Consider the following 24224-nt stretch of genomic DNA (forward strand, 5'->3'; position numbering starts at 1 on the left):
CCGTCGCCTGCTGACCATCCAACTGCTTGATACCCCGTGGGGTATCTACACCGTGACATACCCCTGGGGGTATTGCAAATGGTTGCGGGTGCCCGGCTTCGGATGCGTCGTCGGGTCGGGTTCTACCGTGGGTCGGGGGAGTGGAATCTGCCGATACCCGGCACGAAGCGGCCGACCCGGGCACCGTACTCGCGGTAGCTCGCGCCGTGCGTGGCAAGCAGATATGGCTCCTCCACGACGCGGACCTGCACCTCGATGGCGACCGTGAGGGCGAGCACCGCGGCGACGGCGATCGGGTTGGGGACGAGCAGGGCCAGTCCGATCGCGGTGAGCATCAGGGCGGTGAAGAACGGATTTCGGACGAACCCGAACAGGCCGGCCCGCACCAGGTCGGTCGTCTCGTCGTCGCGGACACCGACCCGCCAGTTGCGTCCCATCGCCGTCTGGGCGAGCAGCGACAGGGCCGTGCCGAGCAGCATCACCCCGACGCCGAGCGCGGGGGCCGCGGTCGGCATCGGCGCCGGATCGATGACGCCGAGCATCTGGAGGATCGGTGCGGCCAGGCCGAGCAGGAGTGCGGCGATGAATCCGACACCGCCCCACCAGCCGGCCGAGCCGACCGGCCCGGACAGTCCCCGATACCCGGTGGAGCCCGTCCGTCGGTACATCAGCCACGCCCGCACTCCGAACGCGGCGACGAGATAGCCCGCGTAGAGACAGAGGGCCAGGGCGGCCGGGCTCATCGCCGCGAACCCGTCACGGGACGGGTCGCCTCGAGCCGGGCTCGGGCAGTGCGGGCACGGAGGTGCTGATTGGTCAGCGATCGCTGTATAGTCATTGTGTGCTGACTATAGCGTCCCGGCTCGACGCGATGAACCGTCTGGGCCGTGCGATGGCCGACCCCACACGCTCACGAATTCTGTTGTCCCTCTTGGAGAAGCCGGGATACCCGGCGGTGCTCGCGCGCGAGCTCGGGCTCTCCCGCACCAACGTCTCGAATCACCTCGCCTGTCTGCGGGGGTGCGGGATCGTCGTCGCGGAGGCCGAGGGTCGGCAGACTCGCTACGAGATCGCCGATCCGCACCTGACCCGCGCGCTCGAGGCCCTGGTCGAGGTGGTCCTGGCCGTCGACGACGGGGCGCCGTGTCTCGACGCCGCCTGCGTCGTCCCCACCTGCTGTGGATCCGGGGCGACCGAGCCCGGCGACGCCGGTACCCGGTCGCCGTGAGCCGGGAGTGCTGCGGGCCGGACCCGGTGGTGGCGCCCGAGGCCGTCTCCTACAACCCGGACGCCGAGCGGGACCGGATGCCCTGGTGGCGGGATCGCGCCCTGGCCCTGCCGGTCGGCGCCGGCCTGTTGTGGCTGCTCGGAATGATCCTGGAACGCACCGGACCCGAGGTGATCGCATCGGCGGTTTATGCGCTCGCCCTGGCCGTCGTAGGCGCGACCTTCGTGCCGGAGGCGCTGCGCCGCCTGATCCGGCGGCGCGGTGGCGATCGGCTCGGTGTGGGATTGCTGATGACGATCGCGGCGGCCGGCGCGGTCCTGCTCGGCCACATCGGTGAGGCCGCGGCACTCGCCTTTCTCTTCTCGATCGCCGAGGCCCTCGAGGAGCGGGCGATGGAGCGGGCGCGCCGCGGTCTGCGAGCCCTGCTGTCCCTGATCCCGGACACCGCACGCATCGCTCGCCCGGACGGCGCGCATACCGTCCGCGCCGCCGACGTGCGGCGTGGCGACATCCTTGTCGTCGGCGCCGGCGATCGGATCGCCACCGACGGCGTGACGGTCACCGGGCGGTCCTGGGTCGACACCTCGGCGATCACCGGCGAGTCGATCCCCGTCGAGGTCGGCCCCGGCGACGAGGTCGCGGCCGGCTCGGTCAACGGCTCGGGCACGATCACGATCGAGGCGACCGCCGACGGGTACGACAACTCCGTGACCCGCATCGTGCACCTCGTCGAACAGGCGCACGCGGCGAAGGGGGAGCGGGCTCGGCTGGCCGATCGCATCGCGCGCCCCCTGGTGCCGCTGGTGTTGATCGCCGCCGCGCTGACCGCGGGTTTCGGTGTGCTGCTGGGTGATCCGGTGATCTGGATCGAGCGGGCCCTCGTCGTGCTGGTGGCGGCTTCGCCCTGCGCACTCGCGATCGCGGTGCCGGTCACGGTGATCTCCGCGATCGGTTCGGCGAGCCGCTTCGGCGTGGCGATCACCTCGGGCGTCGCCTTCGAGCAATTGGGCACGATCCGCACCGTCGCGGTCGACAAGACCGGCACCCTCACCCGCAACGACCCTCGTGTGGTGACCACGCGCGTCGCCCCCGGCCACACCGCCGACGACCTGCTGCGCGTCGCAGCAGCGGTCGAAGCGACCAGCAGTCACCCGCTGGCACGAGCACTGCTCGCGGCGGCTCCCGGACACCCGCGGGCGGTCGACGTGTCCGAAGTACCCGGTCGCGGCCTCACCGGCAGCGTCGAGGGGCGCCGGGTACGCGTCGGGAGCGACCGCTGGATCGCACTCGGCGAACTCGCCGAGGAGGCGGCCGATCTCGCCGACGAGGGGATGACGATCATCGTCGTCGAGATCGACGGGGCCACCGTCGGCGTCGTCGGGGTGCGCGACGAACCGCGCCCCGAGGCGGCCGAGGCGATCGCGGCGCTGCACGCGCAGGGCATCGACACCGTGATGCTCACCGGTGACAACGCCCGCACCGCGCGAGCGATCGCCGCCCGCACCGGGATCGAGACCGTACACGCCGAGCAACTCCCCGCGCAGAAGGCGGAGCGGATCCGCCGGCTCGCACAACGCCGGCCGACCGCGATGATCGGCGACGGCATCAACGACGCCCCGGCACTCGCCTCGGCAACGGTCGGCATCGCCATGGGCGTCGGTGGCTCGGCCGCGGCGATCGAGTCCGCCGACATCGCCTTCACCGGCAGTGACCTGCGCCTGATCCCCGACGCGATCGCGCACGCCCGTCGCGGTCGAGCGATCATGACCGGCAATATCGCCCTGGCGGTGGCGATCATCGTGGTGCTCTTTCCCCTGGCCCTGACCGGGGTGCTCGGCCTGGCTGCGGTCGTGCTCATCCACGAGATCGCGGAGATCGTCATCATCGGCAACGGACTGCGGGCCGCCCGAACCGGTGGACGCCGCGCGGCCCCGCTGCCGGATTACCCGATCGGTCGAGTCCCCGAGGCTGGAAAGGGGCAAACTAGGCTGTCCGCGTGACTTCGAACGTGACCGTGATCGATCAACGGTTCCAACTGATCGAACAGTTGGGCAGCGGTGGCATGGGCACCGTGTGGCGGGCGTTCGACCTGGCTCTGCACCGGGAGGTCGCCCTCAAGGAGGTGCGGGCCGATACCGACTCGCCCACCGATGCGAGCGTCCACCGCGAGCGGGTGCTGCGCGAGGCGCGGGCGCTCGCCCGCATCCGCCACCCCAACGTCGTCGCCATCCACCACATCGTCGACACCCCGCAGCAGCCGCATCCGTGGATCGTCATGGAACTGGTCCGCGGACATGCGCTCTCGGACGTGCTGACCGACGGTGCGCTGCCGGCCGGGCAGGTGGCCCAACTCGGCCGGGGCATCCTCGCGGCGCTGCGGGCCGCGCATTCGGTCGGCGTCCTGCACCGGGACGTCAAGCCGGCCAACGTCCTCGTTCGGGACGACGGGTCGCCCGTGCTGACCGATTTCGGTATCGCGGCGGTCAACGACATGACCGGCCTGACCGCCACCGGCAGCGTGGTCGGATCGCTCAGCTACGTGGCCCCGGAGCGACTCGGCGGCGTCGAGGGCAACCCCGCGTCCGACCTCTGGTCACTCGGGTTGGTGATGTTCGTCGCGGTCGAGGGCTACAACCCGATGCGCCGCGATACCTCCGTGGAGACCCTCGCGGCGGTCCTGCGAGCGGACATCCCGCCCGCGCAACGCGCCGGCCCGCTGGCCCCGGTGCTGCGGGCGCTCCTGGTCGCCGATCCGGCCGCCCGGCCGTCCGCCGATCGTCTCGACGCCATGCTCGCCGATGCCGCCCGAGCCGGGGGCGCGGCAGCGATGTGGGCGGGTAGCCCCTCGGACTACACCTCCCTGCACCCGCCGACGCCGGCCCCGAGCGTCCCCGACAACCCGCGGACCGGACCATCGGGACCGATGACGTTCCCGCCCGGTCCAGCCAACCCTTCGGATGCACCCGCCGGTCCGCCTCCCGGATGGAACCGGTCCGCCGCCCAGCCGGCCGCCTACAGCGCTCCCGGTCCCACGGCGCACGGATACCCCACCCAACAGGGACATCCGAACCAGCAGGGACATCCGAACCAGCAGGGATATCCCCACCAGCAGGGACATCCGAACGGGCGGGGATATCCGGCCGGCGGTCAACGACCCGCCGGCGCGTACGGCTATGTCCCGGAACGGTCGTCCGGGTCGTCGCGCGGACCGCTGATCGCGATCGGCGCCGTGGTGGTCGGCGTCGTGGCGGCCGCGGCCGGGGTGGTCGCCCTCTGGCCGGAGCGCACCGCGAGCACCACCGATACCGCGGCGGCCACGTCGATAGCGATGCCCGCCGCGATCGACACGTCGGCGGCGGCGCCGACCACAGCGATCGAGGACACCCCCCGGACCACCGCACCCGCGGCACCGGAGATCAACCTGGTGGCCGGGGAGGGGATGGACACCGCGATCGCGGCGCTCGAACAGGCCAGCGGCACATCGCAGTTCGGCCGGACCACGGTTTACCCCGATTTCATCAATACCGAGGCTCCGCTACCGGACAATCCGACGCTCTACGACGACTACTCGTATCGCAACGGTGTCGCGTCCCGCAACGGTGCGGGCGGAATGCTCGATGGGGCGACCGTCGACCTCGGCGCGATCGACTGGAGCATCCTGCCCGGCCTGTACGCGACCGCGGAGGCGGAGTTGGGGATTCCCGCCCCCACGAACCGGTACTTCATCGTCGATCCGGCCTGGGTCTTCAACGACGACAAGCCGACGGTCCTGGTGTACCTGTCCGACGACTACGGCGGCGCCTACCTGTCGGCCAACCTCGACGGGACGGTTGTCAGCATCCTGCCGCGCAACTGATCCGCGGGCGTCGAGGTCGGCCGACCGGCGTCAGCGGCCGACGAGCGGCGCGAGGACCTTGCCGGCGCGCGCGACGGCACCGGGCTCGTGACCGTTGCGCACCATGTTGATCACGACACCGTCGACGCCGGCGTCGAGGACCCGCTTCTGGATCTGCTCGGCGACATCGTCGGGGGTACCGGCGAAGATGCGGTCGGTGGCGGCCGCGTACTCCTCGGGGGAGAGGTTCGTCGGATCCTGCCCGATCGACCGGAGGAAGTCGTCGATCTGGCCGCGGGCGACGTCACCGTTGTCGTCCATCATCACGAAGGCCAGGAAGCTGGTCTCCAGGGTGGCCGGGTCGCGCCCGATCTCCTCGCAGCGCAGCCGCACCGCCTCGACCTTCCGTGGCAGTTCCGATGCGTTGCAGATGATGTTGAGATGGTCCGCGTACCGGGCGGCCAGGCCGAAGGTCTTCTTCTCACCGCCGCCGCCGAGCATGATCGGCAACGAATCGCGGATGCGCGGCTCGTTGATCGTGTCCTTGGCGGTGTACCACTGCCCGTCGACGTTCGGCCGGCGGCCGCGCAGCATCGGTTCGATGATCTGCAGGGCCTCGTCGAGGCGGACGAATCGATCGGTGAACGTACCGAATTCGTAGCCCATCTGCTCGTGTTCGAGCTGATACCAGCCGGCACCGATCGCCAGCACCGCGCGACCACCGCTGACCACGTCGAGGGTGGTGACCGTCTTGGCGAGCATCGCCGGATTGCGATAGGTATTGCCGGTGACCAGCGTCGAGAGCTGGATCGTCGAGGTGGCCGTCGCCAGCGCGCCGAGCGTCGTGTACGCCTCGAGCATGGGCTCGTCCGGGCGACCGAGGCTGGGCAGCTGATAGAAGTGGTCCATCACCAGGACGGTGTCGAATCCGTTGGCCTCCGCCTCGACGGCCTGTGCGGCGACGGTCGGGAAGATGCGGGCGGGATCGCCGCCGGGGTAGGTGAAGTTGGGGATCTGGTACCCGAGCCGAATGCCGGACGAGTTTCGGATTCCTGCCGATGTCATGACTCCACCGTAGGACTGTGAGTTCACTCTAAGTCAAGGCCCAAGCGGGACTTGTTCGTTCGGTCCGATTTCGAATCCTCGGTAACGCGACGAACCGGACATCGCTCGAGTCGGGACGTTCGAGTCGGAGCGATCGAGTCAGAGCAGTGCCGCGACCTTTTCGGCGGTCTCCTTCGCCGACCCCGGATTCTGTCCGGTCACCAGATTGCCGTCGACCACCGCATAGGACACGAACGGCAGCAGCGCCTTCTCGTAGCGGGCTCCGCGGTCCGTGACCACCTGCTCGGCGTTGTAGGGAACCAGCTTGTCCACCCGCGCGAGAACCTCCTCGTTCCAGGAGAATCCGGTCATCCGACGGCCGGCGACCAGATAGGAACCGTCGGAGAGGGTGGTATCGAGCAGCCCGCAGTATCCGTGGCAGACCGCGCCGACGATACCGCCGCGCTCGAAGATCTCCCGGGTGATGCGCTGCAGTCCCTCGCTGGCCGGGAAGTCGAACATCACCCCGTGGCCGCCGGTGAAGTAGATCGCGTCGTAGTCGGCCGAATCGATCCGATCGGGTCCGACCGTGTTCTCCAGCAGCAGCATTCGAGCCGGGTCGGCATGCCACGCCTTGGCGGACCGGTCGTAGCCGGGGAACTTCAGGGAACGCGGCTCGAGGGGCGAGATGCCGCCGGCCGGGCTGACGAGGGTCTGCTCGAAGCCGTGCTCGTCGAAGACCTCCCATGCGTGGGTCAACTCCGACAACCACAACCCGGTGGGGTGGGAGGCGTCGGCATAGTGCCCGACGTTCGTGACCACGTTCAGGATGCGCTTCGGCGCACCGCCCGGCATGTTTACGTTGCTCACATCGGTGAGGGTAGGGCCGCGATGTGACGGCTGTCAACACCGCGGGTTGGGGGCGCCGCGACGGCATCGCCGCGCCCGCCGGGAATCGCACGGGGGGATCGGCAGACCGTGGATAGCCGGCGGTCGGGCGGGTAGAAACGGCCGCAGGGCTTCATACGTTGCGGGTTTCATACGTTGCGCGACGACGGCGAACCGACGGAGGACGGGGCATGGAGATCGATAGGGACGGGCTGGCGGAGTTTCTGCGCCACCGCCGCGAGTCGTTGCAGCCCGAGGACGTCGGCATGCCGCGCGGCCGCAGACGCCGCACGAGCGGGTTGCGCCGCGAGGAGGTCGCGGCACTGTGCCATATGTCGACCGACTACTACGCCCGCCTCGAGCGGGCCCGCGGTCCGCAGCCATCGGAACAGATGATCGCTTCGGTCGCACAGGGTTTGCACCTGTCGCTGGACGAACGCGATCACCTCTTCCGGCTGGCCGGACACAACCCGCCCGCGCGGGGCAGCGGTGGCAGCCATCACGTGGGGCCGGGACTGCTGCGCATCCTCGATCGTCTGCAGGACACGCCCGCCGAGGTGGTCAACGACCTCGGCGAGACGCTCCTGCAGACCCCTTTGGGGGTGGCCCTCGTCGGGGATCTGACCGCGTTCGCCGGTCCCTCCCGCAGCATCGTCTACCGGTGGTTCACCGATCCGGCCGCCCGCACCATCTATCGCCGCGCGGATCACCCGGAGTTGTCCCGGATCTGGGTATCCCACGCCCGGGCGATGGCCACCATGCGCGGACCGGGTTCGCGGGCTGCCGAGATCGCCGAGATGCTGCTCGCCGACAGCGCGGAGTTCCGGGAGCTCTGGGAGCGCCACGAGGTCGGTCTGCGCGCCGGCCCGGTCAAGCACTTCGTGCACCCGGAACTCGGATCGTTGGAGCTGACCTGCCAGACCCTGGTCGATCCCGACCAGCAGCACTTCCTGCTCGTGTACACCGCGATCCCGGGCACCGAGAGCTACGACAAGCTCCAATTGCTCTCGGTGATCGGTACCCAGACCATCGGCTGACCCGCCGAACCCGACGGGATCACCCGTGTGCGGGAGACCCGAGCGTCAGCCGCGGCCAGTGCGCGACATCGCGGAGCAGACGCCGGTCGTGGGTGGAGACCACCACCGCGGCCGGGGTGGCGCACAACGCCTCGGTCAACTCGTCGACCAGCGCGATCGACAGGTGGTTGGTCGGTTCGTCGAGCAGCAGCAGGTTCGGCCGGCCCGCCAGGGCGAGGGCCAGATCGAGCCGGCGGCGCTGCCCGGTCGACAGATCGCCGACCCGCTTGTTCACCTCCGCGGTGTGCAGCAGCCCCAGCGCGGACAGTCCGACCACCTCGCCGGCCGCCACCCGGCCGGCGGTGACCAGCTGCGCGGTCCGACGCCGATAGATCTCCGCGGCGCGCAACTCGCCGGGCAGGTCGGACTCCTGCCGCAGCAGCGCGATCCGCGCCGCGGCCGGGCGATGGACGTGTCCGGTGCTCGCGCCGATATCGCCCGCGAGGACCGCGAGCAGCGTCGACTTGCCGGACCCGTTCGGCCCGGTCACCACCAGACGCGATGCGCCGTGCAGCCGGGCCGACACCGGGTTGACCAGCCGGTCGGCGACGGTCACCCCCTCGGCGGACAGGACCGGCAGGCCCGGGCGGGTCGGCAGGTCGGGGAATCGGAGCACCAGCGGCGGATCGGGCACGGTGACCGGGGCTGCGTCGAGCGCCGCCTGCCGCCGATGGACCGCGCGTACGAGCCCACCGGCGCGCGTGGCGCGTTGATGCTTCGCGGTGCCCTTGTCGGGGCGCCAGCCGGACACCAACCGGTCCTGCGCGGCCGACAGATCGTTGCGCAGTCGGGCGCGTTCGCGCTGCTGGTCGGCGTAGTCCTGTTCCCAGCGTTCGCGTTCGGCGCGGCGGCCGTCGCGGTAGCCGGCGTAGCCGCCGCCGTGGACGCGAGGCCTGCGGTCGGGGCTCGGGTCGAGATCGACGAAGGTCTCCGCCACGTCGGCCAGCAAGGCGCGATCGTGGCTGACGATCACCACCCCGCCGGGTCGGGCCCGCAAACGTTCGGTCAGGAAGTCGAGGCCGCTGCGATCGAGATGGTTGGTCGGCTCGTCGAGCAGTAGAAAGTCGGCGTCGCCGCCGAGCAGACAGGCCAGTCGCACCCGATAGCGTTGGCCGACCGACAGCTCCGATAGTGGCCGGTTGCCGTCGGTTTCGGCGCGCAAGGCGTCGAGCGCGAGGCGCACCCGCCGCTCGGCATCCCACGCATCGAGCATCTCGGCGTGCTCGAGAGCGCGCGCATAGCGGTCGGCGACCTCGGCCGAGGCGTGGGCGGCGGCCAGGGCGCGGCCGGAGTCCTCGAGTTCGTGCAGGGCCGTGCGTGATTCGGCTACGGCATCGGCGATCACCGCGTCGACGGTGCGGCCGTCGGTGATCGACATCTCCTGCTCGGCCAGGCCGAGAGTGCCGGTCCGGGCGACGGTTCCGGAGTCGGGCCGCAGCGTTCCGGCGATCAGGCGAAGCAGCGTCGACTTGCCGCGACCGTTCTCCCCGACGAGCGCGATGCGCGATCGTGGGCCGACGACCAGGTCGACGCGGTGCAGAACCTCGATGTCTCCGAGGGTGATCGATGCGGCGGACACCGCGATGTGGGCGCGCGAGCGCGCGGATACGACGGAGTGGGAGGACATGGGAATCCTTCGGGGAGGGCGCGCACCGCTCACTTGTGTCGAAGGCGTGCACACCTGACGGCGACCCGTCGACGGGTCATGACGACGTCGACCGCCGGCCCTCGGAATGACTCGACGAGGGCGGCGATCGGTCGGGGACCGTCAGAGGTAGTACAGGTGCACGCATGCACGGTAGCGCGGACCCGGCGCGCGACGCATCCGAATATCGGCGGTTGGCCGCCCCGACGGGATCGCGGCCGGGGCACCTCGTATGGTCACGACCATGGACGACAACGGTGTCTCGGCCATCCACGGCGGCGCCGACCTGCGGACCGGCGCCGATGTCACGGGTGTGGTGGAGGCGTACGGCGCCGCCCTGGGCGTCGGTGCTCCGCCCGGCACGATCACCGTCGCACCGAATGCCGGCTTCCTTTCCGCGCGGCTACCGGTCGCCGACCTCGCCCTCGGCTCGATCGGGGCACTCGCCACGGCGATCGACCGACTGCGCCTCGCCCGGAAGCTGCCGAACCGCCCCTGGCGGCTCGACCCCGAGCGGGTCGCCGCCTCGTTCGGCAGCGACAAACTGATCCGCATCGACGGCGCCCCGGTCAACGGATTCGCACCGTTGTCCGGATTCTTCGCCACCGCGGACGGCTGGATTCGGACGCACGCGAATTACCCACACCATCATCGGCGATTGCTCACGGTTCTCGATCTGCCCGACAACTCCGTCGCGGCGGACCTGGCGGCGGCCGTGGCGAACCTGTCGGCCGACGACGTCGAGCAGCGGGCGACCGCGGCCGGCGCCCTCGCCGTGCGGGTTCGGACCGAATCGCAGTGGCGCGCCTCGATGCCGGAGACGTCCGCGCCGATCGTCGAGTACACCGCGACCGGATCGATCGACCGCGCCGCCATCATCGCGGACGATCCGGCGTTGCCGTTGGCGGGAATTCGGGTGCTCGATCTCACCCGGGTACTCGCGGGCCCGGTGGCCGGGCGTGACCTGGCCCTGCTGGGAGCCGATGTCCTGCGGGTGGATCCGCCGCAGCTGCCCGAGATCGAGTGGCAACATACCCTGACGGGCGAGGGCAAGCGCAGCACCCGGCTGGATCTGCGGTCGAGCGACGATCATCAACTCTTCGACGAATTGCTGGCCGGCGCGGACGTGCTGCTGACCGGATATCGACCCGGTGCACTCGAAACATGGGGTGTCGACATCGAACGCCCCGGGCTCGTACACGGCAGCGTGTGCGCTCACGATCCGCGTGGACCGCGGGCCGGGCGGCGCGGCTTCGACAGTCTGGTGCAGGCCGCGACGGGAATCTCGCTGATCGAGGGGGATGCGGACAGGCCGGGAGCCCTACCGGTGCAAGCGCTCGATCACGCCAGTGGGCATCTGCTGGCCGCCGGGGTGATCGACGCGCTGGCTCGGCGGCTCGCCGACGGTCGAGGCGCACAGGTAGCGGTGATCCTGGAGCGGACCGCGGAATATCTGCTCGACGCGCCGGGCCGGATCGCTTCCGCCGCACCGGCTCGGATACCGGGGGAGCGGACCCTGGTCACGACCGGTGGTCTGACCACCGAACGTCCCGCCCTGGTCGAATACGACACGTATCCCTTTGCGGCGCGTCCCCTCGGTGGTGACGCGCCCCGCTGGGCGCAGTGACAGCCGGTGGTCAGTGCGCGGCTTCGAAGGCCCGCTCGATCTCGGCGGGGATTCGCCCACGCGCGGAAACGTTCATTCCGTTCGCGGTGGCCCACTCACGAATTGCCTTTGTCTGTGCCGGATCTCGCTGAATCGCGGAACGCGCCGCGTCGCTCTCGGCCGATTGCTTGGCAGAGCTATTGCGGACCCGCTTCGACTTGGAGATGTAGTAGTCGAACTTGCGGCGGAACTCCACCGCGTGATCGTCGCGCAGATCGATCTCGTACGAGTTGCCGTTCACCGCGAAGGTGATGTGCTCACCGCCGCTTTCGATCGGCTGATCGTCGATATCGTCCACGAGTTGCACCAGGACGCGCTTGGCCATCGGTCTTCCGTCACTTCCACGTAGTTCGTCGGATTGCTGGTCGGGTCGCGGCGCGCGATCGACCGCTAATGTGCGGCGTTGTAAGCCTCTTCGATATTCGCGGGAATGCGGCCCCGTGCGGAGACCTCGTACCCGTTCTCGACCGCCCACTCGCGGACCGCCTTGGTGTTGCCCGGGTCTGCGGACGGACGGCGACCCGAGGGCTTGCGGCCGCGGCGGCTGTTGACCTTGGTCGCGTAATCGATGTAGTAGCCGATTTTGCGGTGGAACTCACGAGCGTTCTTGTCGTTCAGATCGATCTCGTACTCGACACCATCGACGGCAAAGGTGATGTGTTCGCCGCCCGAGGTGATCGGCTTATCGTCGATGTCGTCGACGAACTGAACAACTACCTTTTTCGCCATGGTCGGCTGCTCCAATGTTACTGGTTAGTCAATCAGCGGTGTGCTGTCGTTCGGGAGTATACGCGCACATTCGGAGCCGGCCATTCATTACACACGCCGCGTCTATTTTTATATAACAGACACGAAGTCACGGGTGCGACCCCGACCGTGTTCGGAACCCTTGCTCCTCACCCTAAAAGGTATGTTCAGCCTACCTTCCGGCGGGAGGTGCGATCATTGTCACCATGCCCTGAGCAACTGCTCGCAATTGATTCGAAAGTCAACCAATTGTCCTGGAGTCCGATACAGCAAAAGCATGTGACAAGTGTCTACCGTACAGGGTGATCCGCGTCGCCGGAAATCTGCGCCAACAAATGATCGAGAATGGGATCGAGGACCGCGATTCCGTCCGCCACGCCGCCGGGGGAGCCCGGCAGGTTGACCACGAGGGTGTCTCCCGCGAGTCCGGCCAGACCGCGACCGATCACCGCGAACGGCGTCGTACGCTCGCCGTACCGCCGAATCGATTCGGCTATTCCCGGCAATTCGCGATCGAGAATCCGCGCGGTCGCGTCGGCGGTCGCATCGGTGGGGGAGACCCCCGTGCCGCCGGTGGTCACCAGCAGCCGGGGCCGCCCGCGCAGCGCGGCACGCAGACCTTCGGCGATATCGGCGTCGGCGACGATCACGGGGTCGGCCACCACGAAGCCGCGCGAGCGCAGCCAGTCGACGAGAACCGGTCCGGTCCGGTCGACGCGGGTGCCCGCCGCGCCGGCGGTCGATGCGACGAGCACGACGCCCCGACGCACGTCGTCGACGTCGGCGGCGGAGATCTCCTCGCCGGCGGTCGTGATCGTCTCGGGATCGGCTCCGAGAGCCGGAGCGGTCCAGCTACCGGAGCGGCCGCCGGTCTTCTCGATCAGCCGCATATCGGTCATCCGGGCGGCCGGGTCGACCGCCTTGACCATGTCGTGCAGGGTCAGGCCGGCAACGGCGACGGCGGTCAGCGCCTCCATCTCGACCCCGGTCGGGCCGGTGGTGGCCGCCCGCGCCTCCACGAGGATCGAGGTGTCGTCGAGCTCGAACGACACCTGCACCGAGGACAGTGCCACGTGGTGGCACAGCGGAATCAGCTCCGGGGTGCGTTTGGCGGCGGCGATGCCTGCGATTCGGGCGGTCGCCAGGACGTCCGCCTTGGGCAGATCGTCGCCGCGTACCAGTGCGATGACGTCGGGACGGGTGACGAAGCGGCCGGTCGCGATGGCCACGCGCTTGGTCGACGGCTTGTCCCCGACGTCGACCATCCGGACCCGGCCGTCCGGAGCCAGATGGCTCAGCTCGCTCATATCGCCCACACGCGTACCTTGTCACCCTTCGCGACCGCGACGACGTCCGCGGGGATATCTATCAGGACGTTCGCCGACGCCATCGTCGCCAACAGATGCGACCCCGGACCACCGACCGGTTCGACGACGCCGTCGGCCACCCGGCCGCGCAGGAACTGCCGCCGACCGGCGATCGAGGAGATATCGCGACCGGCTGCGGCCGTGGTCCGCGGCGTCGCCGGCCGACCGGCCAGTTCCCGCAGAACAGGGGCGATGAAGACCGCATAGGACACCAGGGAACTGACCGGGTTGCCCGGCAGGCTGATCACCGGGGTGTCGTCGACGATGCTCAGCCCCTGGGGACCGCCGGGCTGCATCGCGACCTTGCCGAATCGACCGCCGCGCGGCTCCAGGACATCGCGGACGACCTCGAAGTCGCCCATCGACACCCCGCCCGAGGTCACGATCAGATCCGCGGCCGCGGCGGCGGCCGTCAGCAGGTGCAGGAAACGGTCCGGGCGATCGTCGCTGCGGTCGACCAGGGTGACCTCGGCGCCGTCGGTACGCAGCGCCGCCGCCAGCATCGGGGCGTTCGAGTCGTAGACATGGCCGAAGGGCAACGGTCCGCCACGCGGGGCGAGCTCGTCGCCGGTTGCGATCACCGCCACCCGGGGGCGTCGCCGGACCGGGATCGTCGTGAGGCCGAGCGCGGCGATCGCACCGATCCGCGCCGGATTGAGATGCCCGCCCGCGCCGAGCACCACCTCGTCGAGCCGGATGTCCTCACCGCGGCGACGAATGAAGCTGCCCGGCCCCGCGGCGGTACCGATCGTGACCGCGTCGGGGCCGGCGGGGGTGGTGTCCTCGACCGGAACGATCGCGTCCGCGCCCTCCGGTAGGGGAGCGCCGGTCATGATCCGCGTGACGGAGCCCTCGGGCAGCCGCGTCGGCCGCCCGTCACCGGCGGCGATCGTCGTATGGACCGGCAGCGTCACCGGCGCGGCGCGCACATCGACGCTGCGCACGGCGAAGCCGTCCATCTGCGAGTTGTCGAAACCGGGGAGGTCGATCGGTGCGATCAGGTCGACGGCGAGCGCCCGACCCACCGCGTCCGCGACATCGAGATCCTCCGATCCCGATCCGACCGCCGCGAGTATCGCCTCGCGCACCGCACCGGCGTGCTGTTCCACCGACCGAGCGAAGGGTTCCGCCACCGGCCGCGCAGAGGCGGGGGGTCCTTCCATGGGTGCCATCGTAGGCGTCCCCGCGGGGAGCTCTCTTAGACGCGCCCGACTCCGCCGCGGGCCGAACGCTGCCGGCCCCTCCTGCCCGGGCGTGTCCATACTGAATACATGCAATCGCGTGTCGTGGCCCTCGGACTGCCGACGGCCTCGGTCCGGTCCGCCCCGGTCCGGGGTTCCACCGCGACCCTCGACGACGGTCGCCCCGACCGCCCGGAGCTGATCGATCGGTACGGCCGAATCGCCCGGGACCTGCGGGTATCGATCACCGAGCGATGCTCGCTGCGCTGTACCTATTGCATGCCCGAGGAAGGGCTGCCGGTCATCCCCGAGCAGCTTCTGCTCTCGACCGACGAGATCGTCCGGTTGGTCGGGATCGCGGTCGACGACCTGGGCGTGCGCGAGATGCGGCTGACCGGCGGCGAGCCGCTGATGCGTCGGGACCTGGTCGACATCGTCGCCGGATGCCGTCGACGGTGCCCGGATCTGCGGATCTCGATGACGAGCAACGCCGTCGGCCTGGCCCGCCGGGCGGACGCCCTGGCCCGCGCCGGTCTCGACCGCATCAACATCTCCCTCGACACCGTCGACCGGGTGCGATTCGCCGACATCACCCGCCGCGACCGGCTGCCGGCGGTGCTGGCCGGCATCCGCGCCGCCGTCGCCGCCGGCCTCGATCCGGTCAAGGTCAACGCCGTCGCCCACCGGGCGACCCTGCGCGACGCCTCCGACCTGTTGCGCTGGTGCATCGCCGAGGGCGCATCCCTGCGCTTCATCGAACAGATGCCGCTCGACGCCGAGCACGGGTGGCAGCGCGCCGAGATGATCACCGCCCGCGATGTGCTCGACGAGCTGTCCCGCAGTTTCCGGCTCGAGCCGATCGGCCGCGACGACCCGTCCGCCCCCGCCGAACTGTGGCAGGTCGACGGGGGACCGGCGGTCGTCGGCATCATCGGGTCGGTCACCCGGCCGTTCTGCGACGATTGCGACCGCACCCGGCTGACCGCCGAGGGCACCGTCCGGTCGTGCCTCTTCGGCGACGACGAGGTCGATCTGCGGGCCGCGCTGCGATCCGGCGCGGACGATGCGACGGTGGCGGACCTGTGGCGCGGGGCGATGTGGCGCAAGCCGGCGGGACACGGCATCGACGAGATCGGCTTCGTACCGCCGGAGCGGTCGATGGGACAGATCGGAGGGTGATCGGTGACTAGCGGGGGCCATCGTCTCGACGGTGACAATCGTCTTGACGGGGACAATCGGATCGACGGGGACCACCGGGTCGGTGGGGTCGACCGCGCGGCTGCGGTCGAGGTCGCGGCGACGACGGTCGCGGTGAACTACTTCGCCTCCGCGGCGGAGCTGGTCGGACTCTCGCGCGAGACGCTCGAGGTCGACCGGCGAACCGTCGGCGACCTGCGGCGGAGCATCATCGCCGCACATCCGGCGCTGGCCGAACTCCTGCCGGTGTGCACCTTCCTGGTCGACGACGCGCTCGTGCGGGCCGAGGAGGAGCCGATCGGCGACAGCGTCGACGTGCTGCCACCCTTCTCCGGCGGCTGAGCTACGCGCCGGGCTCAGCCGCGGTCGGTCGCCCGGACGTCGAGGATGCCGCTCGCCAGGTCGATCCAGGCCGCCCCGATGTGGTCGATCGACATGCCGAGGCGCTCGGTCTGGTGCAGCACCAGACCCGCCTCCAGGGGACTCATCAGGGCATAGGCCAGCGGTTCGACGTCGCCGACCACGCCCGCGTCGCGCAGCAGGATCGACAGATGGCGGATCGCCAGGAGATAGGGCGGCGCGGTGAAGCGCATCTCCGAGGACTGCTCGACGGCCTGCTGGACGCGGGCCTGCACCTCGACCAGCGCGAGGCGGGCCGGGCCGAAGGCGAGCAGCCGGGTGCGCGGATCGGCCGGCGGACCCAGCGGCGCGGGGCCGAACATGTAGGCATTCTGGAAATGACGCTCGGAGTGATCGAGCAGTTCGAGCATCAGCCCGGACCGGCTGCCGAAATGCCGGAAGACGGTGCCCTTGCCGACACCGGCCCGCTGAGCGACCGCGTCGGTGCTGAGCCGGTCGACGCCGACCTCCTCGACCAGGGCGGCGGCCGCCTCCAACAGCAGGCGGCGGTTGCGCGATGCATCGGAGCGTTGCGGGGTTGCCGCCTGCAGCACCGGCAGGGCCTTGATCGGTCGGGGAGAGGCGGGGGTGTCGTGCCCGGGACGGGCGGGGGTGTCGTGCCCGGGACGGGCGGGGCCGTCGGGCTCGGGACAGGCACGTTCGCCGGCCGCGTCCGGTGCCGACGGGGGCTCGTCGGCCGACGCGTCGGGCCCCGTCGTCGTTTTGTTCCCGGTCGATGGCGAAATGCTCGTCACAGTCGCAACCCTACCGCCGGGAATGTAATCGGACTAGAGTCCGTTTAAGATCTCGACCAAGAGCATGCGAGCGCAACGGCGCGGTCGGAATGCCGAATGTGAACTGTCAAGCGATGTAAAGGGTGGGAACGATGTCGGATGCCAAGGTAGTCGTACTGATCGGGAGTCTGCGGGATCAGTCGGTCAGCAAGCAGATCGCCGAGGCCGCGGTGGAGAACTCGCCCGCCGGCGTCGTGCTCGAGGTGCGCGACGGGCTCGAGAACCTGCCCTTCTACTCCGAGGAGACCGACAACGCGGACGCGCTGCCGGCCGCGGTTGCCGATGTGCGCGCGACGATCGCCGACGCGGATGCCGTGCTGGTCGTCACCCCCGAGTACAACGGCACAATCCCGGCCGTCCTGAAGAACGTCATCGACTGGGGCTCGCGGCCCTACGGCGCCGGCGCCCTCAAGGGCAAGCCGGTCGCGGTGATCTCGCATTCGATCAGCGGTCGCGGCGGCCAGTGGGCCAACGCCGATACCCGCCGTTCGGCCGAGGTCGCCGGCGCGCTGGTCTCCGAGGAGCTGCGCCTGGAGCTCGGCCCGACCGGTGAGCTGTTCGACGGCATCCACCCGCGCGAGCACGGCGAGGTTGTCGCCAACATCGGCACGCTGGTGACCGATCTGCTGCGCGTCGAGGCCCCCGCCGCGGTCTGATCACCAACCGCTTCGTTCGTGCCCCGTCCGGTCCGCCGGGCGGGGCACGGTCGTATTCCGGGGTATGGTGCACAGCCCGCCCGCAGGCGCCTCCACGGGGCGCTGCGCGGCCGTTTCGGGGCCCTCGGGCGACGGGATCCGCCGATCCGCGCGGCGACACGCCCGACGGGCCGCAACACGCCGGCAATCGCCGGGCGGGCGGGCCGCCCACCTTGGATTACGTGCTCGGAACTACATCCGTGTGACACAACGCGTTGTGGTCGCTTGTCTTGTCGGCCACTAGGTGTAGTGTCTACCCCGTTGCCAACAGCCCGATCCGCAACTCACGCACCACGAGGTGGGAAGCCGGAAACGGAAGCCTCGGCGACGTGAGTTGGGGAAGGGTGGGACACCGATTTCGGTGCCCGATAACGACACAGCGATCGGTCGCCCGTCGATCGACATCGCGCTCACGGATTGGGGAAGATCCATGACTGTCACCGTCTACACCAAGCCCGCCTGCATGCAGTGCAAGGCGACGTACCGTGCCCTCGACAAGGAAGGCATCGAGTACGCGGTCATCGATATCACCGAGGATGACGAGGCGCGTGACTACGTGATGGCCCTCGGGCACCTGCAGGCGCCGATCGTGGTGGCCGGCGACGACCACTGGTCGGGCTTCCGCCCCGACCGCATCCGGGCATTGGTGGCATCGGCGGCCTGACACGGGCTGCCTCGATCCGAAACGGGGAGGCGGTGGCGGGTGAGTATCGAGACGGGGAATCTCGACGAGCGGGCAGCGGAGCGGATCGTTTACTTTTCGTCGACATCCGCCAATACGCACCGTTTCGTCCAGAAGTTGGAGCTCCCCGCCCGCCGTATCCCGATTCGTGAGGCCGAGTCGATTCGCGTCGCCGAGCCCTATGTGTTGATCGTGCCGACCTACGGCGGTGGCCTCACCCCGAACGGCAGGGATCGCAAGCACGTTCCTCGGCAGGTGATTCGTTTTCTCAACGACGTACACAACCGATCGCTCATCCGGGGGGTGATCGCGGCGGGAAATACCAACTTCGGTGAATCCTTCTGCATCGCCGGCGACATTATCGCGCGCAAGTGCGAGGTCCCATTTCTTTACCGTTTCGAGCTGATGGGCACACCGGACGATGTGGTTCGGGTGCGGCAGGGTCTCGCCCGGTTCTGGGCCGGCGTCGACTCCGGTGTCGGCGCTCGTTAATACCTCTTTCGCCTTCGAACTTCTAGGACTCACCATGGTTTCGACCGTCATCCAGCCCTCCGCCGGGCGGCATCTCGACGAAGACTCCGATCTGGACTACCACGCGCTCAACGCGATGCTGAATCTCTACGGACCCAATGGTGAGATCCAGTTCGACAAGGATCGCGCCGCGGCTCGGCAGTATTTCCTGCAGCACGTCAACCAGAACACGGTCTTCTTCCACAATCTGGACGAGAAGCTCGACTATCTGGTCGAGGAGAACTACTACGAGACCGAGGTCCTCGACCAGTATTCGCGCGACTTCGTCAAGCGTCTCTTCGAGCACGCCTATACCAAGAAGTTCCGCTTCCCGACCTTCCTCGGGGCGTTCAAGTACTACACCTCGTACACGCTGAAGACGTTCGACGGAAAGCGTTACCTGGAGCGGTTCGAGGACCGGGTCTGCATGGTCGCGCTGACCCTGGCCGCCGGTGACGAGGACCTGGCCACCGGCCTGGTCGACGAGATCATCACCGGCCGCTTCCAGCCCGCGACGCCGACCTTCCTCAACTCCGGCAAGAAGCAGCGCGGCGAGCCGGTCTCCTGCTTCCTGCTGCGCATCGAGGACAACATGGAGTCGATCGGTCGCGCGATCAACTCCGCCCTCCAGCTGTCGAAGCGTGGCGGCGGAGTTGCCCTGCTGCTGAGCAATATTCGCGAATCCGGAGCGCCGATCAAGCGGATCGAGAACCAGAGCTCCGGCGTCATCCCGATCATGAAGCTGCTCGAGGACTCGTTCTCCTACGCCAACCAGCTCGGAGCGCGGCAGGGCGCGGGCGCGGTCTACCTACACGCCCACCACCCGGACATCTACCGCTTCCTCGACACCAAGCGCGAGAACGCCGACGAGAAGATCCGCATCAAGACGCTGTCGCTGGGCGTCGTGATCCCGGACATCACCTTCGAGCTGGCCAAGCGCAACGACGACATGTACCTGTTCTCGCCGTACGACGTCGAGCGCATCTACGGCAAGCCCTTCGCCGACATCGACGTCACCGAGAAGTACTACGAGATGGTCGACGACAAGCGGATCCGCAAGACCAAGATCAAGGCCCGCGAGTTCTTCCAGACCATCGCCGAGCTGCAGTTCGAGTCCGGGTACCCGTACATCATGTTCGAGGACACCGTGAATCGGGCGAACCCGATCGCGGGCAAGGTGACCCACTCGAACCTGTGCTCGGAGATCCTGCAGGTCTCCACCCCGTCCGAGTACAACGACGATCTGTCCTATTCCCATGTGGGCAGCGATATCTCGTGCAACCTCGGCTCGATGAACATCGCCAAGGCGGTGGATTCGCCGGACTTCGCGCAGACCGTCGAGCTGGCCATCCGCGGTCTGACCGCCGTCTCCGACCAGACGCATATCGACTCGGTGCCCTCGATCGAGCGGGGCAACAACGAATCCCACGCCATCGGCCTGGGCCAGATGAACCTGCACGGCTTCCTCGCCCGCGAGCGGATCCACTACGGCTCGGAGGAGGGGGTGGACTTCACCAATATCTACTTCTACACCGTGCTGTTCCACGCGCTGCGCGCCTCGAACCGGATCGCCCGCGAACGCGGCAGTTCGTTCGTCGGCTTCGAGAAGTCGGCGTATGCGTCGGGGGAGTTCTTCGACAAGTACATCGACAAGACCTGGGAGCCGGCGACCGAGCGGGTGCGCACGCTGTTCGCCGACGCGAACATCGCCATCCCGACCGTCGACGACTGGGTGACGCTGCGCGACGACATCCGCGAAGGCGGCCTGTACAACCGCAACCTGCAGGCGGTCCCGCCGACCGGCTCGATCTCGTACATCAACCACTCCACCTCGTCGATCCACCCGGTGGCGTCGAAGATCGAGATCCGCAAGGAAGGCAAGATCGGGCGCGTCTACTACCCGGCGCCCTATATGACCAACGACAACCTCGAATACTTCGAGGACGCGTACGAGATCGGCTACGAGAAGATCATCGACACCTACGCCGCGGCCACCCAGCACGTGGACCAGGGGCTGTCGCTGACGCTGTTCTTCAAGGACACCGCCACCACGCGCGACCTGAACAAGGCGCAGATCTACGCCTGGCGCAAGGGAATCAAGACGCTCTACTACATCCGACTGCGGCAGATGGCCCTGGAAGGCACCGAGGTGGAGGGTTGCGTGTCGTGCATGCTGTGACCGCCACCGCAGCCGGCACCCGACCGGCAGTCACGTGTCCGCCCGTCCCCACGGTTACGAGGTTTCAGCGATGAGCACGAGCGTTCCCCACTCCCCGGCTGCCCACAATCGGGTGAAGCTGATCGACCGGGTGACGGCGATCAACTGGAACCGGGTACCCGACGAGAAGGATGCCGAGGTCTGGGACCGCCTGACCGGCAACTTCTGGCTGCCCGAAAAGGTGCCGGTGTCGAACGACATCCCGTCGTGGAACACCCTGACCGCATACGAAAAGCAGCTGACTATGCGGGTTTTCACCGGCCTGACGCTGCTGGATACCATTCAGGGCACCGTCGGCGCGGTCAGCCTGATCCCGGATGCGCTCACCCCGCACGAGGAGGCGGTGTACACCAACATCGCGTTCATGGAGTCGGTGCACGCCAAGAGCTACAGCTCGATCTTCTCGACGCTGTGCTCCACCCGCGAGATCGACGACGCCTTCCGCTGGTCGGAGGAGAACGAGAACCTCCAGCGCAAGGCGCAGATCGTCCTGGACTTCTACCGCGGTGACGACCCGCTCAAGAAGAAGGTCGCCTCGACCCTGCTCGAGTCGTTCCTCTTCTACTCGGGCTTCTACCTGCCGATGTACTGGTCGTCGCGGGCCAAGCTGACCAACACCGCCGACCTGATCCGGCTGATCATCCGCGACGAGGCGGTGCACGGTTACTACATCGGCTACAAGTACCAGCGCGGCCTCGAGACCCTGAGCCAGGAGCGGCGCGACGAGCTGAAGGACTACACCTTCGAGCTGCTGTTCGAGCTGTACGACAACGAGGTCGACTACACCAGCGACCTCTACGACGAGGTCGGCCTGTCCGAGGACGTCAAGAAGTTCCTGCGCTACAACGCGAACAAGGCGCTGATGAACCTCGGCTACGAGGCGATGTTCCCGTCCGACGAGGCGACGGTGAATCCGGCGATCCTGTCGGCCCTCTCGCCGAACGCCGACGAGAATCACGACTTCTTCTCCGGCTCGGGCAGCTCCTACGTCATCGGCAAGGCGGTCAACACCGAGGACGAGGACTGGGACTTCTGACGTCCCGGGCGCACGCGCCCTACCGGGAGGCTCGGATCTGCAGATCGATGCAGGTCCGGGCCTTTCTCGTTCCCGCCAACACGAGGCTGCTCGTCGGGATGGCGGGCGGCCGGATGGCCGATGGTCAGCAGTCGAGCAGGTTGGCGTCCGAGTGAACCAGGGCGAGCACCTCATCGAAGCTCGGCGGTGCTTCGGCGCCGTAGTACAAGTCCTGCATGGCGTTGTCGTGCGCGGCGCGGAGACGATTCGCGAACGGTGAGTGCGGGTCGAACGCCGGCGATTCGGCGAACCCTCCAACAGGCGTCGGAAGGTCGGGCTTGCCGAAAGCGTCCGATACCTTTCTGGCGCTGAACAAGATGTTGGTGACCAATGCCTTGTCGGCGAGTAGCTCTCGTACGGTGGGGTCGCGCAGAAGCGCGTAGATGTCGTAGAACTGGCGGCCGATGCGCGGCCAGCCGTGCGGCCCGGCAACGGTGTCGGGGGAGGCAGTGAAGTTGTTCACCCGCAGCAGCTTTTCCAACAGTGTCCGGCCGGGGTGCAGGATCGGCACGGTGAAGGAGGCGAGGTCGGGCCATGCGTCCGCGTCGAAGTCCGCCTTCCTCAACTCCCGGGACAGGAGTGAGGTAATGGGGTAGTCGGAGTGCGGATTCGGTCCACCGGACTGACCGAGTTCCACGAGAATCGCGGCGGGGTCGGCGATCGTGCCGGACTCCCCACGGTGTGCCAACGGCGGGCCGAGGTAGCCGGATCGGTGGAAGGACCCGGAGCTACCGCCCGCCCTGACGTCGGTCGGATCTGTCCCGGTCACCTTGGCTGCGGTGTCGAGAAGGTGCCGCAGTGCGCGCTTCTCGGCGTTCACCGACGGGTATCGGCCGATGACGAGTAGGTCGAGATCTTCGGAGAATCGACGGATGATCCGCAGCTTTTCCAGGCTTGTTCCGCCCTTGAAGACGACCTCTCCCACATGCACGGTAGTAATCGCGCGTAGCGCTTCGCACACCCAATAGTCCTTCTCGATCGCGAGTGGCTGCACGCCAAGGCGTTCCGCCGCAATGAGGATAGTGCCGCGGAAAACCTCCGGATCGTCGTCCCGCCACAGCCTCGCAGCGGATAGGGAATCGGTCACGCCTCGACTCCCAGGGGGGCGAGAGCCTGCCGGCGTGTGCGGGGATCGGGCGTTGGAACCCGGTCTGCGAGGTCGTCCATTCCAGCTGCCGTCAGCAAGGCGGCGAGTCGGGCGCGGGTGCGTCCCGGTTCGGTGGCCGAGGCCCGAACCATCCGGTCGGCCCTGAGTGACTCGGAGCGCAGTAGATCGGCGAGCCGCGCAACGGCCTCTGTCGGAGTGACCTCGAGCACGTTCTGCCACGCCTCGAGGACTTCGAGTGCGGCAACCTCGACGGCACTCAATCCAGCTGTCGTCCGGCCGTTGCGTGCCGCCCGGGAGACGAACGCGACCGATCCGGTATCCGATGGTGCTCGTTCGGGAACAGCCACCAGCGCACGGCGGGGGATCTGGGTCGACAGATGTAGCAGGTTCGCCGCAGACAGGCCGGCCGGGCCGACCCCGGGGCCGGGAGCGAGAGCCTCGACGAGCCGCTCGGTCGAAGGAGGAGCCATGCCCAACGGCGTTCTTGTGCCGCGCCAATAGAGACCGCGCCGCACACGTCGAAGCTCGCCTCGATCCTCCAGTTCCCCGAGCAGGTGGTGCGCGGTTGAGGCGGGCAGTGCGAGGTCGCTCGGCTTCCAGAAACGTTCCCGAGAGGCAAGCACCGAACGCCGGGAATCGGCAGCTCCCTTGAAATTGCGCCGGGGCGCGAGCGAAGTTGTCATCACGTTCTCCTCGAGGCATTTGGATACGAGAACCTGCTTAATTCACTCTACATAACGCAACGAGAAGCTGCGGTATGCCCTTGGCTGTCGACAGGGAGGGCCTCGATGTCGAAGAGGTGGTCATCGCATCGACGTACCGCGATCGGATACACGCTCCCCGGAGGCTGTTCGTCCGGCAGACTCAAT

The 24224-nt window shown here is 68.5% G+C and carries 23 protein-coding genes; 12 read left to right on the top strand and 11 right to left on the bottom strand.

Going from position 1 to position 24224, the window contains the following annotated elements:
• Nucleotides 1–122 precede the first annotated feature (122 nt).
• Nucleotides 123–743 (bottom strand): methyltransferase family protein, encoded by a 621-nt coding sequence (locus MB1_RS18195; RefSeq protein ID WP_066910633.1) that lies wholly within the window; start codon nucleotides 741–743, stop codon nucleotides 123–125.
• A 98-nt stretch (nucleotides 744–841) separates the two neighbouring features.
• Here MB1_RS18195 and cmtR point away from each other — a divergent pair, with 98 nt between their 5' ends.
• From cmtR to MB1_RS26205, 3 genes are read left to right on the top strand one after another with little or no spacing between them, the layout of a single operon-like run.
• Entirely contained in the window at nucleotides 842–1228 is a 387-nt protein-coding gene (cmtR, locus tag MB1_RS18200; protein ID WP_066910636.1) for a Cd(II)/Pb(II)-sensing metalloregulatory transcriptional regulator CmtR, read from the top strand.
• Entirely contained in the window at nucleotides 1225–3228 is a 2004-nt protein-coding gene (locus MB1_RS18205; RefSeq protein ID WP_439646956.1) for a heavy metal translocating P-type ATPase, read from the top strand. The genes cmtR and MB1_RS18205 overlap by 4 nt, the downstream gene beginning before the upstream one ends.
• The gene (locus tag MB1_RS26205) at nucleotides 3225–5084 is read left to right on the top strand and encodes a serine/threonine-protein kinase (RefSeq protein ID WP_218000271.1); all 1860 of its coding nucleotides are present in this window, start codon (nucleotides 3225–3227) and stop codon (nucleotides 5082–5084) included. The genes MB1_RS18205 and MB1_RS26205 overlap by 4 nt, the downstream gene beginning before the upstream one ends.
• A gap of 30 nt (nucleotides 5085–5114) precedes the next feature.
• On the opposite strand, the gene MB1_RS18215 is transcribed toward MB1_RS26205, so the two are convergent.
• Nucleotides 5115–6128 (bottom strand): LLM class F420-dependent oxidoreductase, encoded by a 1014-nt coding sequence (locus tag MB1_RS18215; RefSeq protein ID WP_066910892.1) that lies wholly within the window; start codon nucleotides 6126–6128, stop codon nucleotides 5115–5117.
• A gap of 138 nt (nucleotides 6129–6266) precedes the next feature.
• Nucleotides 6267–6962, bottom strand: a complete 696-nt coding sequence (locus tag MB1_RS18220; RefSeq protein ID WP_066910642.1) for a type 1 glutamine amidotransferase domain-containing protein — start codon at nucleotides 6960–6962, stop codon at nucleotides 6267–6269.
• A 224-nt stretch (nucleotides 6963–7186) separates the two neighbouring features.
• On the opposite strand from MB1_RS18220, the gene MB1_RS18225 reads away from it, so the two are divergent.
• Nucleotides 7187–8032 carry a helix-turn-helix transcriptional regulator gene (locus MB1_RS18225; RefSeq protein ID WP_066910645.1) on the top strand — a complete coding sequence of 282 codons (846 nt, stop codon included), beginning with the start codon at nucleotides 7187–7189 and terminating at the stop codon, nucleotides 8030–8032.
• 19 nt (nucleotides 8033–8051) lie between these two features.
• Here MB1_RS18225 and MB1_RS18230 read toward each other — a convergent pair whose 3' ends face one another.
• Entirely contained in the window at nucleotides 8052–9698 is a 1647-nt protein-coding gene (locus tag MB1_RS18230; protein ID WP_066910648.1) for an ABC-F family ATP-binding cassette domain-containing protein, read from the bottom strand.
• Nucleotides 9699–9960: 262 nt separating this feature from the next.
• On the opposite strand from MB1_RS18230, the gene MB1_RS18235 reads away from it, so the two are divergent.
• Nucleotides 9961–11343, top strand: a complete 1383-nt coding sequence (locus MB1_RS18235; protein ID WP_084352176.1) for a CoA transferase — start codon at nucleotides 9961–9963, stop codon at nucleotides 11341–11343.
• Between the two features lie 10 nt (nucleotides 11344–11353).
• Here the strand turns inward: MB1_RS18235 and MB1_RS18240 are convergent, their stop codons facing one another.
• From MB1_RS18240 to MB1_RS18255, 4 genes are all read right to left on the bottom strand, one after another.
• A complete protein-coding gene (locus tag MB1_RS18240; RefSeq protein ID WP_066910651.1) occupies nucleotides 11354–11707 on the bottom strand; it encodes a histone-like nucleoid-structuring protein Lsr2 in 354 nt (117 codons plus the stop codon).
• A 65-nt stretch (nucleotides 11708–11772) separates the two neighbouring features.
• A complete protein-coding gene (locus MB1_RS18245) occupies nucleotides 11773–12111 on the bottom strand; it encodes a histone-like nucleoid-structuring protein Lsr2 (protein WP_066910654.1) in 339 nt (112 codons plus the stop codon).
• Between the two features lie 308 nt (nucleotides 12112–12419).
• Nucleotides 12420–13436 carry a bifunctional molybdenum cofactor biosynthesis protein MoaC/MoaB gene (gene moaCB / locus MB1_RS18250; RefSeq protein ID WP_066910898.1) on the bottom strand — a complete coding sequence of 339 codons (1017 nt, stop codon included), beginning with the start codon at nucleotides 13434–13436 and terminating at the stop codon, nucleotides 12420–12422.
• Nucleotides 13433–14659, bottom strand: coding sequence for a molybdopterin molybdotransferase MoeA (locus MB1_RS18255; protein ID WP_066910657.1), 1227 nt, complete (start codon nucleotides 14657–14659; stop codon nucleotides 13433–13435). The genes moaCB and MB1_RS18255 overlap by 4 nt, the downstream gene beginning before the upstream one ends.
• Nucleotides 14660–14767: 108 nt before the next feature.
• Between MB1_RS18255 and moaA the strand changes: the two genes are divergently transcribed.
• Together moaA and MB1_RS18265 are read left to right on the top strand one after the other, a co-directional pair.
• Entirely contained in the window at nucleotides 14768–15856 is a 1089-nt protein-coding gene (gene moaA, locus MB1_RS18260; protein WP_066910660.1) for a GTP 3',8-cyclase MoaA, read from the top strand.
• Between the two features lie 3 nt (nucleotides 15857–15859).
• Entirely contained in the window at nucleotides 15860–16216 is a 357-nt protein-coding gene (locus MB1_RS18265; RefSeq protein ID WP_245650251.1) for a MoaD/ThiS family protein, read from the top strand.
• Between the two features lie 14 nt (nucleotides 16217–16230).
• Here MB1_RS18265 and MB1_RS18270 read toward each other — a convergent pair whose 3' ends face one another.
• Nucleotides 16231–16842 (bottom strand): TetR/AcrR family transcriptional regulator, encoded by a 612-nt coding sequence (locus tag MB1_RS18270; protein ID WP_066910904.1) that lies wholly within the window; start codon nucleotides 16840–16842, stop codon nucleotides 16231–16233.
• A 317-nt stretch (nucleotides 16843–17159) separates the two neighbouring features.
• Between MB1_RS18270 and MB1_RS18275 the strand changes: the two genes are divergently transcribed.
• The 5 genes from MB1_RS18275 (at nucleotide 17160) to nrdF (ending at nucleotide 22208) form a co-directional block, all read left to right on the top strand.
• A complete protein-coding gene (locus tag MB1_RS18275; protein ID WP_066910662.1) occupies nucleotides 17160–17723 on the top strand; it encodes an NAD(P)H-dependent oxidoreductase in 564 nt (187 codons plus the stop codon).
• Between the two features lie 469 nt (nucleotides 17724–18192).
• On the top strand, nucleotides 18193–18426 hold the full coding sequence (gene nrdH, locus MB1_RS18280) for a glutaredoxin-like protein NrdH (protein ID WP_066910907.1): 234 nt from the start codon (nucleotides 18193–18195) through the stop codon (nucleotides 18424–18426).
• A gap of 84 nt (nucleotides 18427–18510) precedes the next feature.
• Nucleotides 18511–18936: a class Ib ribonucleoside-diphosphate reductase assembly flavoprotein NrdI gene (gene nrdI, locus MB1_RS18285; RefSeq protein ID WP_066910910.1), complete on the top strand. Its 426-nt coding sequence runs from the start codon at nucleotides 18511–18513 to the stop codon at nucleotides 18934–18936.
• A gap of 34 nt (nucleotides 18937–18970) precedes the next feature.
• The gene (gene nrdE / locus MB1_RS18290) at nucleotides 18971–21133 is read left to right on the top strand and encodes a class 1b ribonucleoside-diphosphate reductase subunit alpha (RefSeq protein ID WP_066910665.1); all 2163 of its coding nucleotides are present in this window, start codon (nucleotides 18971–18973) and stop codon (nucleotides 21131–21133) included.
• A 70-nt stretch (nucleotides 21134–21203) separates the two neighbouring features.
• The gene (nrdF, locus tag MB1_RS18295) at nucleotides 21204–22208 is read left to right on the top strand and encodes a class 1b ribonucleoside-diphosphate reductase subunit beta (protein ID WP_066910668.1); all 1005 of its coding nucleotides are present in this window, start codon (nucleotides 21204–21206) and stop codon (nucleotides 22206–22208) included.
• A 124-nt stretch (nucleotides 22209–22332) separates the two neighbouring features.
• On the opposite strand, the gene MB1_RS18300 is transcribed toward nrdF, so the two are convergent.
• Nucleotides 22333–23334 carry a nucleotidyl transferase AbiEii/AbiGii toxin family protein gene (locus tag MB1_RS18300; RefSeq protein ID WP_245650252.1) on the bottom strand — a complete coding sequence of 334 codons (1002 nt, stop codon included), beginning with the start codon at nucleotides 23332–23334 and terminating at the stop codon, nucleotides 22333–22335.
• Nucleotides 23331–23825: a hypothetical protein gene (locus MB1_RS18305; protein ID WP_245650253.1), complete on the bottom strand. Its 495-nt coding sequence runs from the start codon at nucleotides 23823–23825 to the stop codon at nucleotides 23331–23333. Before MB1_RS18305 ends, MB1_RS18300 begins: the two co-directional genes overlap by 4 nt.
• Between the last annotated feature and the right edge of the window lie 399 nt (nucleotides 23826–24224).

Origin of the sequence: Millisia brevis NBRC 105863, from assembly GCF_001552615.1 — a bacterium.
GTDB classification, from domain to species: Bacteria; Actinomycetota; Actinomycetes; order Mycobacteriales; family Mycobacteriaceae; genus Millisia; species Millisia brevis.

Bases quoted from the DNA above. Each gene is read 5' to 3' on its own strand.
- MB1_RS18245 (WP_066910654.1), bottom strand. From the start codon at position 12,111: ATGGCGAAAAAGGTAGTTGTTCAGTTCGTCGACGACATCGACGATAAG.
- MB1_RS18305 (WP_245650253.1), bottom strand. From the start codon at position 23,825: ATGGCTCCTCCTTCGACCGAGCGGCTCGTCGAGGCTCTCGCTCCCGGC.
- nrdE (WP_066910665.1), top strand. From the start codon at position 18,971: ATGGTTTCGACCGTCATCCAGCCCTCCGCCGGGCGGCATCTCGACGAA.
- MB1_RS18215 (WP_066910892.1), bottom strand. From the start codon at position 6,128: ATGACATCGGCAGGAATCCGAAACTCGTCCGGCATTCGGCTCGGGTAC.
- MB1_RS18220 (WP_066910642.1), bottom strand. From the start codon at position 6,962: ATGCCGGGCGGTGCGCCGAAGCGCATCCTGAACGTGGTCACGAACGTC.
- MB1_RS18275 (WP_066910662.1), top strand. From the start codon at position 17,160: ATGTCGGATGCCAAGGTAGTCGTACTGATCGGGAGTCTGCGGGATCAG.
- MB1_RS18225 (WP_066910645.1), top strand. From the start codon at position 7,187: ATGGAGATCGATAGGGACGGGCTGGCGGAGTTTCTGCGCCACCGCCGC.
- MB1_RS18235 (WP_084352176.1), top strand. From the start codon at position 9,961: ATGGACGACAACGGTGTCTCGGCCATCCACGGCGGCGCCGACCTGCGG.
- MB1_RS18195 (WP_066910633.1), bottom strand. From the start codon at position 743: ATGAGCCCGGCCGCCCTGGCCCTCTGTCTCTACGCGGGCTATCTCGTC.
- nrdH (WP_066910907.1), top strand. From the start codon at position 18,193: ATGACTGTCACCGTCTACACCAAGCCCGCCTGCATGCAGTGCAAGGCG.
- moaA (WP_066910660.1), top strand. From the start codon at position 14,768: ATGCAATCGCGTGTCGTGGCCCTCGGACTGCCGACGGCCTCGGTCCGG.
- MB1_RS18240 (WP_066910651.1), bottom strand. From the start codon at position 11,707: ATGGCCAAGCGCGTCCTGGTGCAACTCGTGGACGATATCGACGATCAG.
- moaCB (WP_066910898.1), bottom strand. From the start codon at position 13,436: ATGAGCGAGCTGAGCCATCTGGCTCCGGACGGCCGGGTCCGGATGGTC.
- nrdF (WP_066910668.1), top strand. From the start codon at position 21,204: ATGAGCACGAGCGTTCCCCACTCCCCGGCTGCCCACAATCGGGTGAAG.
- MB1_RS18255 (WP_066910657.1), bottom strand. From the start codon at position 14,659: ATGGAAGGACCCCCCGCCTCTGCGCGGCCGGTGGCGGAACCCTTCGCT.
- MB1_RS18230 (WP_066910648.1), bottom strand. From the start codon at position 9,698: ATGTCCTCCCACTCCGTCGTATCCGCGCGCTCGCGCGCCCACATCGCG.